Source organism: Sporosarcina ureae, from assembly GCF_029267015.1.
GTDB lineage: Bacteria > Bacillota > Bacilli > Bacillales_A > Planococcaceae > Sporosarcina > Sporosarcina ureae_D.
On the sequence record NZ_JARIEA010000071.1, the window covers coordinates 82,016 to 95,875 of the forward strand.

The 13,860-nt window shown below is 41.2% G+C and carries 15 protein-coding genes and 1 riboswitch; of the genes, 11 read left to right on the forward strand and 4 right to left on the reverse strand.

The annotated features are described in order from the left end of the window. Positions 1 to 8: 8 nt before the first annotated feature. Positions 9 to 158, forward strand: coding sequence for a hypothetical protein (locus Q7P97_RS12305; RefSeq protein WP_157129920.1), 150 nt, complete (start codon positions 9 to 11; stop codon positions 156 to 158). 16 nt (positions 159 to 174) lie between these two features. Further along, positions 175 to 384, forward strand: a complete 210-nt coding sequence (locus tag Q7P97_RS12310; protein WP_303969455.1) for a cysteine-rich CWC family protein — start codon at positions 175 to 177, stop codon at positions 382 to 384. 13 nt (positions 385 to 397) lie between these two features. Here the strand turns inward: Q7P97_RS12310 and Q7P97_RS12315 are convergent, their stop codons facing one another. Beyond that, positions 398 to 898 (reverse strand): ferritin, encoded by a 501-nt coding sequence (locus tag Q7P97_RS12315; RefSeq protein ID WP_303969456.1) that lies wholly within the window; start codon positions 896 to 898, stop codon positions 398 to 400. 191 nt (positions 899 to 1,089) lie between these two features. Between Q7P97_RS12315 and cobT the strand changes: the two genes are divergently transcribed. Then, the gene (cobT, locus tag Q7P97_RS12320) at positions 1,090 to 2,121 is read left to right on the forward strand and encodes a nicotinate-nucleotide--dimethylbenzimidazole phosphoribosyltransferase (protein ID WP_303969506.1); all 1,032 of its coding nucleotides are present in this window, start codon (positions 1,090 to 1,092) and stop codon (positions 2,119 to 2,121) included. Positions 2,122 to 2,164: 43 nt separating this feature from the next. Here cobT and Q7P97_RS12325 read toward each other — a convergent pair whose 3' ends face one another. The 3 genes from Q7P97_RS12325 to Q7P97_RS12335 form a co-directional block, all read right to left on the reverse strand. Then, the gene (locus tag Q7P97_RS12325; protein WP_303969457.1) at positions 2,165 to 3,406 is read right to left on the reverse strand and encodes a quaternary amine ABC transporter ATP-binding protein; all 1,242 of its coding nucleotides are present in this window, start codon (positions 3,404 to 3,406) and stop codon (positions 2,165 to 2,167) included. Then, complete coding sequence (locus Q7P97_RS12330; protein ID WP_369684290.1) at positions 3,403 to 4,266, reverse strand: ABC transporter permease; 864 nt, start codon at positions 4,264 to 4,266, stop codon at positions 3,403 to 3,405. Before Q7P97_RS12330 ends, Q7P97_RS12325 begins: the two co-directional genes overlap by 4 nt. 111 nt (positions 4,267 to 4,377) lie before the next feature. After that, positions 4,378 to 5,370: an ABC transporter substrate-binding protein gene (locus tag Q7P97_RS12335; protein WP_303969458.1), complete on the reverse strand. Its 993-nt coding sequence runs from the start codon at positions 5,368 to 5,370 to the stop codon at positions 4,378 to 4,380. Positions 5,371 to 5,917: 547 nt separating this feature from the next. On the opposite strand from Q7P97_RS12335, the gene cyoE reads away from it, so the two are divergent. The 8 genes from cyoE (at position 5,918) to ribH (ending at position 13,821) form a co-directional block, all read left to right on the forward strand. Next, positions 5,918 to 6,829 carry a heme o synthase gene (gene cyoE, locus Q7P97_RS12340; RefSeq protein ID WP_303969459.1) on the forward strand — a complete coding sequence of 304 codons (912 nt, stop codon included), beginning with the start codon at positions 5,918 to 5,920 and terminating at the stop codon, positions 6,827 to 6,829. 132 nt (positions 6,830 to 6,961) lie between these two features. Next, the gene (locus Q7P97_RS12345; RefSeq protein ID WP_303969460.1) at positions 6,962 to 8,089 is read left to right on the forward strand and encodes an amidohydrolase; all 1,128 of its coding nucleotides are present in this window, start codon (positions 6,962 to 6,964) and stop codon (positions 8,087 to 8,089) included. Between the two features lie 11 nt (positions 8,090 to 8,100). Beyond that, positions 8,101 to 8,943, forward strand: a complete 843-nt coding sequence (locus tag Q7P97_RS12350; protein WP_303969461.1) for a GNAT family N-acetyltransferase — start codon at positions 8,101 to 8,103, stop codon at positions 8,941 to 8,943. Next, positions 8,933 to 10,045, forward strand: coding sequence for an o-succinylbenzoate synthase (gene menC, locus Q7P97_RS12355; RefSeq protein WP_303969462.1), 1,113 nt, complete (start codon positions 8,933 to 8,935; stop codon positions 10,043 to 10,045). The genes Q7P97_RS12350 and menC overlap by 11 nt, the downstream gene beginning before the upstream one ends. Before the next feature lie 56 nt (positions 10,046 to 10,101). Then, positions 10,102 to 10,251, forward strand: a riboswitch (FMN riboswitch). Between the two features lie 166 nt (positions 10,252 to 10,417). Further along, a complete protein-coding gene (gene ribD, locus Q7P97_RS12360; RefSeq protein WP_303969463.1) occupies positions 10,418 to 11,485 on the forward strand; it encodes a bifunctional diaminohydroxyphosphoribosylaminopyrimidine deaminase/5-amino-6-(5-phosphoribosylamino)uracil reductase RibD in 1,068 nt (355 codons plus the stop codon). A 3-nt stretch (positions 11,486 to 11,488) separates the two neighbouring features. Further along, positions 11,489 to 12,133 (forward strand): riboflavin synthase, encoded by a 645-nt coding sequence (gene ribE / locus Q7P97_RS12365; RefSeq protein WP_303969464.1) that lies wholly within the window; start codon positions 11,489 to 11,491, stop codon positions 12,131 to 12,133. Positions 12,134 to 12,147: 14 nt separating this feature from the next. Next, positions 12,148 to 13,341: a bifunctional 3,4-dihydroxy-2-butanone-4-phosphate synthase/GTP cyclohydrolase II gene (locus Q7P97_RS12370; protein ID WP_303969465.1), complete on the forward strand. Its 1,194-nt coding sequence runs from the start codon at positions 12,148 to 12,150 to the stop codon at positions 13,339 to 13,341. A gap of 12 nt (positions 13,342 to 13,353) precedes the next feature. After that, complete coding sequence (gene ribH, locus Q7P97_RS12375) at positions 13,354 to 13,821, forward strand: 6,7-dimethyl-8-ribityllumazine synthase (RefSeq protein WP_303969466.1); 468 nt, start codon at positions 13,354 to 13,356, stop codon at positions 13,819 to 13,821. The last annotated feature ends 39 nt before the right edge of the window (positions 13,822 to 13,860 follow it).

A 13,860-nucleotide genomic window follows, 5' to 3' on the forward strand; every position in this document is an offset into this window, starting at 1 on the left:
ACGGTTGTATGGAGTGGTTTAACTACGCAACGTTTGTGGTCGCTTTACTGGCTGGTTTGTATTCGATGGAGAGTATGAAACGCAATAAAGAATTGGAAGACCGAGTGGTGGAATTAGAGAAGAAAAACACAGCTGAGTTGGATAAACATCGTTTGTAGAGAAGGGGATTACTTGATGAATCAATGTCCGATTTGCCAAGGCGAAAATAAGTGTTCGAACTTATCCGCGGAACCAGAGATTTGCTGGTGTACAAAGAAAGTATTTACAGATGAAGTGTTTCGGAAAATCCCTGAAGAACAACTGTACAAACAGTGTGTTTGTGAAAGGTGTTTACATCGCATTACTGAAATAGAAAAGGCAAGCAAGAGGTTGGGGAACCGCTAGCTTGCCTATTTTTTTATTCAGTTTCGAATGAACGAGTAGAAAGCTCTTTCTCGTAAATAAACAAAGCGTTCTTATCTTCACGGATTCGCTTCAAGTACTCAATATGTCTATCAAATGTTGCTTCTTCTTCAACTTGCTCGTCAAGGAACCAGTTTAGGAAAGAAATCGTAGCATGCTCTTTTTCTTCCCAAGCCATATCCATGATTTGATAGAATGATTTTGTGACTTCTTTTTCTTGTAGTAGTGCTACTTCGAACGTATGAACTAGATTATCGAATGAAGTAGTAGGTGCAGGCGTCGCGGTAATAATTGCACGGATGCCACGATCGTTCAAGTAAGAATAAATCTTCATGGCATGATGGCGCTCTTCTTCAACTTGTTGAAGGTAAAAGTGTGCGAAGCCGCTGTAATTTCGGTATTCGCAATAAGAAGCCATAGACAAATACGTTTGTGCTGCAGCAAACTCGTTGTTCATTTGTTCATTTAATGCCTGTGCTAATTTTTCACTGATCATCTGTATCGCCCCTTTTTAGTAGTATTTGGTCAGCGCAGCATGTAGCATTTGCGCTAATTACAGTATACCTGCAATCGACAATAATTGCATAATAGTTCTTTCGTTAGATAGCAGCCCGTATCTCCTGATATACTAGTAGGGCTAGCATAATTATATATTGAATGGATAAGAAAGAAGGTCATCACTTGAAAATGTTTACGATCCCTGCTTTAGATAGTCAAGCTGGAGCAGAAGCAAAAATGCATTTGGATATCCTGACAAAACCCGTCGGAAGCTTAGGTAAGTTGGAAGAAATCGTCATCACATTAGCTGAAATACAAGGTCGGAAACAGCCATCCATCAAGCAATTAGGAATAGTGGTATTTGCTGCAGATCATGGAGTAGTAGAGGAAGGGATCTCTGCTTTCCCTCAACTTGTTACACGCCAAATGGTTCACAACATGTCTGCTGGTGGAGCGGCAATCAATGTGTTTGGTAGGCAACAACAAGCCGAATTTGCATTAGTAGATGTAGGGGTTATAGGTGAATCATTTTCATCACCTGTTAAAGATTGCAAGATTCGTCAAGGTACGAAGAATTTTTTACGTAATGAGGCCATGACTCAAGATGAAGTGGAAAAAGCCATCGATATTGGTTTTAGAGAAGCACTTAACCTTTTTGAAAAAGGTGTAGATTGTCTCGTTGTAGGAGAAGTTGGCATCGGCAATACTACTTCAAGTAGTGCGGTTGTGGCGGCAATAACACAAATTGACCCTGCAGAACTTGTTGGATATGGCACAGGGATTTCCTCTGAACAGCACGTACATAAAATCAAAGTAGTTCGAGACGCATTGATGCTTCATAAACCGAACTCTACAGACGGCTATGATGTACTGCGCAAGGTTGGTGGCTTAGAGTTGGCAGCAATGACTGGTGCTATGCTTGCCGCAGCATCTAGACGTATTCCTGTCATTCTGGACGGCTTTATCTCAACAGCAGCAGCGTGTGTAGCTGAAACTTTAGGTGAAGGGGCGTCAGGATATATGTTGCTAGGTCATCAATCGATGGAACCAGGACATCAAAGAGCATTTCAATATTTAGAAAAAGAACCAATTCTTTCTCTATCCATGCGGCTTGGTGAAGGTACTGGTGCTGCTGTGGCATATAGTATCATTCAATCGGCTGTTCGGATGGTCAATGAAATGGCGACTTTTGAAAGTGCAGGCGTTTCGGGAAAAAATTAATAAAAAAGGAAGAGTGGACAACAATGCCCATTCTTCCTTTTTGTTATTTCAATACCTCAACTGTTTCGACAGGTGTATGAACTACTTCTTGGTCATCAACGTGAATCGTGTTACTAATAATGCTTGAAAGTACGTGAACCCGTAAAATAATCCCTTCAATTCGGTTCGTCTCATCTACAACAACGAGGGGATATTTAGAATCTAATACACGAGGAATAATATCTTGCACATATTCCTCAGGAGTAGCTGTCAATACATCCGATATCATAACTTCTTCCAACGTCTTTTTGTTCTTTACACCATCGATTGCGCCATCAATTGTAACTAACCCAAGTAACTGTCGTTCACGATTCGTAATAAAGACACTTGAAATGCCGTGCTCTTCCATGTTTTTGATTGCAACATGTAAACCATCTTTGCCGTTCATGACACTTAATGGTTTTGACATGATATTCTCAGCTTGCAACACTTTAGAACGGTCAATTTCACGAGTGAAGTCAATAATATAATCGTTTGCCGGTGTCTCCAATAACTCTTCTGGGGTACCTACTTGTTCGACATTTCCATCTTTCATAACTGCCACGCGGTCACCGATACGGAAAGCTTCGTTAACATCATGCGTGATGAAGATAATCGTTTTTTGAAGACGTGTCTGAATATCTAGAAGTTCCATCTGCATCTCTCTACGAATAAGTGGATCAAGTGCACTGAACGGTTCGTCCATCAATAAAATGTCTGGATCATTCGTCAGAGCTCGAGCGATACCTACACGCTGACGCATACCGCCTGACAACTCATCAGGATATTGATTTTCGTACCCTTTCAGACCGACTGTATCGATATGCTTTTGTGCAATAGCGCGACGCTCACTTTTCGGCAAACCCCGAATCTCCAAACCGTACTCAATGTTTTCCATAACCGTTCTATGGCTAAACAAACCAAAGTGCTGGAAGACCATCGCGATTTTCTTCTGACGGAAAAACTTCAATTGTTCTTTATTGTATTTGACGATATTTTCACCATCTACATAGATTGCACCTGAAGTTGGCCTGTTCAATAAATTGAAGCAACGGATAAGTGTCGATTTACCACTTCCCGATAAGCCCATGATGACGAAAGTTTCGCCCTCCATGATTTCCATGTTTGCGTTATAGACACCTACTGTATGTCCGGTTTTTTCAAGGATTTCCCGTTTGGACGCTCCTTTTTCAATCATGGGAATGACTTTCTTAGGACGAGGACCAAAGATCTTGGTGACATTCTCTACTTTGAGTTTAACGGTCATGCTGATCTCCTCCCTGTATTTTGTAGGCGGTCTGCCACACCGTTTGTTAAGCGGTCAATAATAATTGCTAAGAATACGATACTGATTCCTGCTTCAAATCCTAATGAAATATTGATTTGGTTAATTGAGAACAGTACCCGTTCACCCAATCCGTGAGCACCGACCATCGAACCTACAACAGCCATGGATAAAGCCATCATCGTAGTTTGGTTGATTCCTGCCATCATAGTAGGCAAGGCTTGTGGTAGTTGTACTTTCACTAACATTTGATTTCGAGAAGATCCGAATGACTCTGCTGATTCAATCACTTCAGAATCGACGTTTCGAATACCGAGTTCTGTTAAACGGATCACAGGTGGTAACGCATAAATGATTGTCGCAATAATTGCGGGAACGTTCCCAAGTGGGAAGAAGAATATTACTGGTATTAAATACACGAATGTTGGCATAGTCTGCATAGCATCCAAAATAGGACGCATGATGACAGAGAAGGTCTTACTAAATGCCATCAATATACCGACCGGAATACCAATCGCGAGGGACAATACAACAGATATAAGTATAATCGCAACTGTTGTCATCGTATCCTCCCATAAGTTGAAGGATCCAATTAAAAAGATAAAGGCGGCAAACATTAGCCCGTTTAATATGTTGTTTAAATACCAGCCAAGTAGGAAAACTACAATCATGATGGCCCACCAAGGCGTGGCAAGTAAAGCGGATTCAATAGTACGGATTGTAGTCGAGGCGATTGTGAAAATGAAATCAAATAGCCATCCAAAGTTCATCGCTAGAAAATCAATAAACTTTTCTACATAATCTCCTATAGGTATTCTGACGTTCGGGAATTCATTCATCATAGGCAATAAGCTAGGACGTACTAGCTTGTCCCTCTCTTTCTCTAATTTTAATCTGTACACAAACAAAAAAGAGGTGGAGCGGAATGCGTCCACCCCTAGATCTATAATTACTTACAGTGCAGCCTTTACTTTCTCGGCTACATCCTCAGGTACCCATGAAGTCCAAAGATCTTCATGTTCGTTCATGAACCACTTTGCAGTATCTTCAGGGCTTGCTTCATTTTCACCCATATACTCCAATGCTTCTTCTGTTAATGCACTGCTTGTTTCGTAGTGACTTAAGAACTCTACTACTTCAGGAGCTTGTGTTTTTAAGTCTTTGTGAACGCTGACGAAAACATCATTCGGAGGGAATGCGCCAGACTTATCTTTGTCCCATGCTTCCTGGTCAAATGGCTCGTCTTCTAGAAGAGTTAAGTCGTATGTTGCAGTTACCCAGGTAGGGGACCAGTAATATCCAACCCACGGCTCGCCTTTTTTATATGCGCTAGCCAAGTCGGCTACGATAGAAGAATCTGAACCTGGAGATAGGTACGTATATTTTTCATTCAAGCCATACGTAGTGATTTTTTCATCCAAGTGTTTACTTATCAACCAACTTGAAGGTGCACCGATAATACGTCCTTTGTCTTTGTTTTCAGGATCTTGGAATAGTTCAGGGTACTTTTCTAAATCTTTCACAGTTTTTAAATCTGGAGCTACTGCTTCAATACCTTTTTCTTTGTCACCTTTAATTACATAAGTCGGTACATAAAGACCTTGGTCATTATCGTCGAAGTTTGTTGAAACGGATTCAATATCACCGCTGTCGACTGCTTTTGTATATGCTTCACCTAGGTTATCGGACCAAACTTCCATATAAACCTGCAAATCACCTTGTTGTAGCGCTTGCAATGTTGCACTAGACGTGCCGTTTACTACTTCCGTCTCATATCCGTAGCCGTTCTCTAAAATAATTTGTGCAATACTATTATGGATGCGGATACTATCCCAACCAGCGTCAGCCAGCTGAATTTTACTGATAGAATCTTTGCTCGCACTATTACCGCAGGCTGTTAAAAGCAATAATGTGGAGATGGAGAAAAACAACATAAACTTTCTCAAAAAATCAAATCCCTTCTCTTTATAATTTTTTCATCACGAAATACTGTTATTTACTTGAATCTCTTAAAATCAGCCACAGGAAAAAGAAATGGGCAGTTGAAGAGGTCAGAGAAAAATCATCATTGTTTTTTCGCAATACTATTAAGCAAGTTTACAGGATAATTAAATTAATATCAATTTAAATATTGAGAAAACATTTGCCGTTATACGATTTATATGTATATATAAATCGTATTTTATAATGAATATGGTAAATCAAACAGGGTTGGTTCAGGTGGGTAAACAAGTGTTATAACCTATAGGGGGTATAGGTTCGCGTTCTGTCGAAAAATAGGGGAATGTGCTATTAGATAATTCGTTGTACAATAATGTGAAAAAATGTTGATTTTTATCGACATTTCTCTTATTAAGTAACGCCGGACAAATTTTTGTAACAGTTTATAAGGAATTGTCTTGTTTTTTTGATTTTGCTTTTAAGAAAATGATATAGTTATATGTACGAATAGAAAAATCATTGAAATGTAACGTAAAAGGAGAACGGATCCATATGACGAAAGAAGCCCATATTGTTTCGAGTACTAGTCAAAGCCGCTCGGCATCTACCTTCTTCTCGGATATTAAATCATTAGTTAAAGGACCTGTCCTAATTGCGAATATCTTTCCGGTTTTTGTAGGGTTTTGGTTGGCGTTGTATTTTTCAGGCATGTCACTCGCACAAAACTGGGGTGTATTCCTACTCACCATGATAGGTAGCACTTTTCTTGTTGCAGGTGCTCTTGTAATGAACAACTGGTTTGATTCTGATATCGATACAGTGATGGAGAGAACAAAAAACCGTCCTACTGTGACAGGTAATTTCGCTTTGAAGACTGTGTTGAATATTGGTTTGGTATTATCGGGAATTGGAATGTTATTATTAGTATTCACTACGTTTGAAGCAGCAATTTATGCATTTATTGGATGGTTTACTTATGTAATACCCTATACTATGTGGTCTAAACGCAAGTACACATTGAATACAGTGATTGGTAGTGTATCGGGTGCTGTTACTCCTATCATTGGATGGGCAGCTATTATGTCAGCGGATCATATTGTACCTATTGTATTGGTGGCAATATTATTCATTTGGCAAATGCCGCATACATTTGCAATTGCTATGAAGAAATACAATGACTATAGCGCTGCGAATGTTGCGATGCTCCCTGTTGTTTACGGCTTTGCTTTTACAAAGCGTCAAATGCTTTATTATGTATTATGTCTCTTGCCATTACCGTTCCTCTTAACAATGTTCGGTACTACCTTCATTGTCATCGCTACATTGATGAATATTGGATATATTGCAGCTAGCATTTACGGTTTCTATGCAAAAGATGATTATAAATGGGCTAACTTTATGTTCTTATACTCAGTCAATTACATGACGTTATTGTTCGGTATGATGATTCTTTGGACGTTTTGATAAATACAGAAAAGACTTCCTTTCACAGTGTGAAACGGAAGTCTTTTTTTATGTTAGAATTATTGAGAAGTTTGAAAAATCAGCAATAACTATTAGACGCTATGATGGAATTCACACTAGGGGGGCGCTTTAATGAAAGAGCAAGTACAGTTGCTAAAGCCAAAATTAGACGAAGTGTTTGCGCATTTACATAAGCATCCGGAAGTCAGTTGGAAAGAAACAGAAACAACACGTTATTTGAAAGAATTTCTTGAGCGTGAAGGATTCAATGTCAATTTGTTTAACGGAATTACAGGTTTGTCTGTCACAATTGGTGAAGGCAAGCCGGTAGTCGGATTACGTGTAGATATCGATGCGCTGTGGCAAGAAGTGGACGGCGTATATCAAGCAAATCACTCATGCGGTCATGACGGACATATGACGATGGGTATTGGTGCACTGCTAATGGCGAAAGAACGTGGGATTCCTGAAAAAGGTACATTGAAAGTATTTTTTCAACCGGCAGAGGAAAAAGGAAAAGGTGCATTAGCTGTAGTTGATCAGGGGATTATTGATGATATTGAGTACTTGTTCGGCGTTCATGTGCGTGCAGCGGATGAAATGAATGACGGTTGCTCCGCGGCCTCTTTACGTCATGGGGCGGCAAAGATGGTAAATGGTATCATAAAAGGAACCGAAGCGCATGGCGCGCGTCCTCACCAAGGGAAAAATGCGATTGAAGTAGGCGCATCACTAGTCAGTGGATTGCAGTCCATTCATTGTGATCCGATTATTTCTCACACGGCGAAAATGACGATGTTCCAGGCCGGAGGAGAATCCGCAAACATTATTCCAGGCAATGCGAAGTTTAGTTTAGACTTGCGAGCACAAGAGAATAAAGTAATGGATGAGTTATATCAGCATGTAGAACGTGTCATTTCAGCAGTGGCTGCGCAATATGATGTAGTTATTGATTATGATGTAATGGCGGAAATGGTAGCTGCGGAAGTGGATGCTGAAGCGGAAGAATTGATGTACCAAGCAATTGTCAGTGTAGTGGGAGAAGACAAAGCTACTCGTACCGTTGTCACACCAGGTGGGGAAGATTTCCACTTTTATTCTGTACAGCGTCCTACTGTCAAAAGCACTATGCTCGGTTTAGGATGTGGCTTAACACCAGGACTTCACCATCCGCATATGACATTCAATCAAGACGCGCTAGCAACAGGAGTTGAAATCTTAACGACTGCTTTAGAATTAACGTTTCAATCAAAAAAGTAGAAGGTGATGTCATGACCCTGGATATTAAAATTAGAAAAGTGACCGAACTTGAAGACTTGTATGCGATGCAAAAACTCGAGAAGAAAATCTGGGGAATGGAGCCTATCCCTGTCCATCAAACAATAACTGCTGTCAAAAATGGCGGGTTAATTGTCGGGGCATTTCTAAAAGAGCAAATGGTCGGTTATTCCTACAGTTTTACAGGTTATACAGAAGGACAGGTATACCTATGCTCTCATATGCTGGCAGTAGACAAAGAATTTCAGATGATGGGAATTGGAAAGCTGTTGAAAGACGAACAACTTCGTCTTGCACGGGAAATGGGATACAGGCTAATAGTCTGGACATTTGATCCCCTCGAAAGTCGCAACGCCTATCTGAATACTTCCAAGCTATATGGAGTGTGCTATGACTATATAGTGGATTGTTATGGCAAAATGGATGATGGGCTGAACAAAGGTTTGCCAACCGACCGCTTCCAAGTAGCTTGGTGGATTGATAGTGTGCGTGTCATGAGTAAATGGCAGCCCGATCTACAATACAGTCGTCCTTTTGAGACTAATGTAGACAACGATTCATTTCCTATCTTACGCATGCCTGATACAAATAAATGGCTACTGGCAGAAGAAATAGAAGTGCCTGTGCCGAAGAATATACAATTGATAAAGCAGAAAAAACCAGAACTAGCCTATGAATGGCGAATAAAGACGAGAACCATATTTCGACAACTGTGTGAGGAAGGATTTGCTTTGATTGATGTATGTAGAACTGAAGACACGGTGGCATACTATCGATTCTGCAAGCGATCTATCATACCGTTGCCTAATCAAAGGAGCTTATCTAATGAGAATTAATTCGGTTACATTACGCAGAATAAATATGATGATGAAACATCCATTTACAACGAGTTTTGGAACGATGCAGCAGAAAGATTTCCTGCTAGCAACTGTAACGGACGAGGACGGACACGAGGGATGGGGGGAGTCTGTCGCATTCACAGCACCTTGGTATAGTGAAGAAACGACGGAAACAACGATTCATATGCTCCGTGACTTCTTAATACCTGCCGTACTTGGTAAGTCTATTGAACATCCTGATGAAGTAACCGGATTATTTGGACATATACGTAAAAATAATATGGCTAAAGCAACAATTGAAGGAGCTATTTGGGATGCGTATGCCAAGCATCATCATATGACGTTAGCCGCTGCACTCGGTGGAAAGCGCGAGCGCATCGAAGTAGGAATCAGTATCGGCATTGAAGAAAATGTAGAAGATTTACTAGCGAATATCAAAAACTTCATCGATGAAGGATATAAGCGTATTAAAGTAAAGATTAAACCCGGAAAAGACATAGAAGTCCTCAAGGCTGTCCGTGAAGTGTATCCGGATGTCCCTTTGATGGCAGATGCAAACTCCGCTTATACGTTAGATGATGTAGAGTTGTTAAAGGAATTAGATCAGTTCAATTTGATGATGATAGAGCAACCGCTTGCATCAGATGATATTATCGATCACGCAACGCTACAAAAACAAATTAACACCCCAATTTGTCTTGACGAAAGTATTCATTCACTTGAAGATACTCGGAAAGCAATCGAGATGGGTAGTTGCAAAATTATTAATGTGAAAGTCGGTAGAGTGGGTGGACTGACAGAAGCGAAGAAAATCCATGATTATTGTGCAGAAAAAGGAATTGACGTTTGGTGTGGTGGCATGTTGGAATCGGGTATTGGACGTGCACAAAATGTAGCATTGACGACCCTTCCAAACTTCACTTTACCTGGTGATACAGCAGGATCTTCACGTTACTGGGAACAGGATATCATTTCGCCTGAAGTAGTTGCTGAGAACGGCTATATCACCGTTCCGACTGACGATGGAATCGGCTATTCGCCTAATATGAATGCCATTGAAAAATTCACAGTTGATAAGTGGGTATTTACGGCTGAATAAATATTCAGTATTGTCAATTTCGGAATATGTATGCTAGACTCTTAATTAATCGAATATGTTTCCTTCGGGGCAGGGCGTAATTCCCTACCGACGGTGATGAGCTAACAAGCTCTTAGTCCGTGACCCGGATGCTTTGTATAAAGCAGAAGGTGGATTTGGTGAAACTCCAAAGCCGACAGTTAAAGTCTGGATGAGAGAAGGAACAGTGCGTATATACTACATGTAATGGTTTTTTCATTGCTACGTATAACGTTTATTTTGTTATGGTTACAAGCCCCGCATAAAATATTGCGGGGCTTTTTGTATGTAGAATTGTCACTAGAGGAATACCGTAAGTTGGAGTGTTGCAGAGTGAATCAGGAGTATATGGAAATGGCCTTACAACTCGCAGAGAACGTAGCAGGTCAAACCTCCCCCAATCCACCAGTAGGTGCGGTCTTAGTAAAAGACGGTAGAATCATTGGGATGGGAGCGCATTTAGAAGCGGGGGAGCGCCATGCGGAACGCGTAGCGCTAGACATAGCGGGAGCAAGAGCAACAGGTGCTGATTTGTATGTAACACTTGAACCTTGTTCACACATTGGTAAAACCTCACCTTGTGCAAATGCCGTTATTCAAGCAGGTATCAAGCATGTCTATATCGCCACAACGGATCCCAATCCGCTTGTCGCGGGTAAAGGTATAGCGAAACTGCTTGAAGCGGGAGTGGAAGTCACAGAAGGTCTATACAATGAACGCGCTAAAAAACTCTATGAACCATTTTTTCATTTTATTAAACATAAAACACCTCATGTGACAATGAAAACAGCTATGACGATAGACGGCAAGATTGCAACTTCAACAGGAGATAGTAAATGGGTGACGAGTGAGCAAGCGCGACTCGATGTCCATCAACTTCGCCATACGCAAGATGCAATTTTAGTAGGCGTCCAAACGCTTCTTCACGATAATCCTCTTCTCACCACCAGACTGCCCCTAGGTGGAAAACATCCTATTCGAGTTATTTTAGATACATCTTTACGAACACCAGAGTTTAGTCAAGTTATTCAAAACGCAGAAGCACCGACATGGATCTTTTGTGGTAAATATGCAGAACTATCGCAAGAAAAGTTACTTAGAAAGCCGCACGTTCAGATCATTCGCATGCAGAAACCTCAGTTGATTGTAGAAGATATTTTATTAGAATTAGGAAAACGTGGAGTTATGACGTTACTAGTAGAAGGTGGCGCGGCCATTAATGCGTCATTCGTCAAAGCCCGTGCGGTGCAGAAAGTCATTTGTTATGTAGCGCCAAAGTTACTGGGTGGAACAGGATCTCTGACGCCAATTGGAGGACTTGATCCACAATTGATGAATGATGCGTTTCCATTTGCATTTGAAAGTGTAGAAATGATTGGACCTGACATAAAAATCATTGCGGTACCGAAAGAGAGTGATTAAACGATGTTTACAGGAATAATCGAAGAGATCGGCTCGGTTAAACATATACAACCAGGTGCTCAGTCCATGACATTAACGATAGCTGCATCTGTTGTGTTGACCTATGTAAGTATCGGCGACAGCATTGCGGTGAACGGTGTTTGCTTGACAGTCAAAAGCTTTACGAAAAATCAATTCGCGGCAGACGTTATGCCTGAAACCGTAACCTCAACATCTTTACGGCAATTGACATCAGGAAGCCTTGTGAATCTAGAACGTGCCCTTGCTGCGAATGGCAGACTTGGCGGCCATTTTGTTACGGGACATGTAGATGGTGTAGCGACTATTCGTGACAAGCGAACAGTGGATAATGCATTATATATCCGCTTATCACTACCAGAAGGATATGGCCAATATTTGGTACATAAAGGCTCTATTTCATTGGATGGTACATCGTTAACAATCTTTGAAGTGAAAGATCCAGATATTACAATTTCTTTAATCCCGCATTCACAGGAAATGACAGTCATTGCGAAAAAGAAAATAGGTGAGACGGTCAATTTCGAATGCGATATGCTCGCTAAATATGTTGAGAACATGCTGCAAAAAAGACAGGACAATGGTCAAACGTTATCGAAAGACTTTTTACAACAACACGGATTTATGTGAAGGAGTGAATGAGGATGTTTCATACAATCGAAGAAGCATTAGAAGACTTACGGCAAGGAAAAGTCGTCATCGTAGTGGATGATGAAGACCGAGAAAATGAAGGGGACTTCGTCGCGCTAGCTGATCAAGTCACACCAGAAATTATCAATTTCATGGCAACGAAAGGTCGCGGTTTGATTTGTGTGCCGATTACGGAACAGAAAGCTACGCAACTGGGCTTATCCATGATGACTGATCATAATACGGATTCGCACGGCACGGCATTTACAATCAGTGTCGACCATCAATCTACACATACAGGCATTAGCGCATTTGAACGAGCTGATACAATCGTTAAAATGATGGAGTCGACTGCAACTTCAGGTGAATTCAAACGCCCTGGACATGTATTCCCTCTTATAGCGAAGTCAGGAGGTGTGCTTGAACGTACTGGACATACTGAAGCAGCTATAGATTTGGCGAGATTAGCGGGAAGTGCTTCGGCAGGGGTGATTTGCGAGATTATGAGTGAAGACGGAACAATGGCGCGTGTGCCTGAATTACGTCAAATGGCCGAAGAACTGGATTTGAAATTAATTACGATTCAGGATCTAATTCATTACCGTCTACAACGAGAGCAATTAGTAATTCGTGAAGCGGAAATTAAGTTGCCTACAGATTACGGAGAGTTCCGCATGGTTGGCTATACTGAAACGATGACAGGTAAAGAACATGTGGCGTTGGTAAAAGGGGACGTCACGACAGAAGAACCGGTTTTGGTAAGAGTTCATTCTGAATGTTTAACAGGCGACGTTTTTGGTTCTTGTCGCTGTGACTGCGGTCCGCAACTTCAAGCGGCGCTTTCTCAGATTGAAGAAGAAGGTCGGGGCGTATTGCTTTATATGCGCCAAGAGGGTAGAGGTATAGGCTTGATCAATAAACTGAAAGCCTATGAACTCCAAGAACAAGGTTTTGACACAGTAGAAGCGAATGAAAAGCTTGGATTTGTAGCGGATTTGCGCGATTACGGAATCGGTGCGCAAATTCTGCGAGAACTAGGTATTCGAGAAATGCGTCTGTTGACGAATAACCCGAAGAAAATTGCTGGTTTAAAAGGATATGAGTTGGAAGTGGTCGAACGTGTTCCAATTCAACTACCTTTTAATGAAGCGAACGAAAAATACTTACACACAAAAGCGGAAAAATTAGGTCACTTATTAACTTTATAAGGAGAGGTAAAATTGGGTAATTTATTCGAAGGACATTTAGTAGGTACGGAGTTAAAAGTAGGAATTGTTGTAGGTCGATTCAATGAGTTCATCACCGGGAAGCTACTATCAGGTGCACAGGACGCATTCAAACGACATGGTGTAGATGAAGCGGACGTAGACGTAGCATGGGTACCAGGAGCATTTGAAATTTCGTTGATCGCGAAGAAAATGGCGGATTCTAAAAAGTATGATGCAGTCATTACGCTCGGTACAGTAATCCGTGGCGCGACACCTCACTTTGACTTTGTCTGCAATGAAGTGGCAAAAGGTGTATCTCAAGCGGGTATGCAATCTGGGATCCCGGTGATCTTTGGTGTGCTAACGACGGATACGATTGAGCAGTCGATCGAGCGTGCAGGGACTAAGGCGGGTAACAAAGGCTGGGACGCAGCAGTGTCTGCTATTGAGATGGCGAACTTAGCGAAGCAGTTTGACTGATTAGTGAGTAGAAATAAAAGGATGCTCCCTGAAATGACT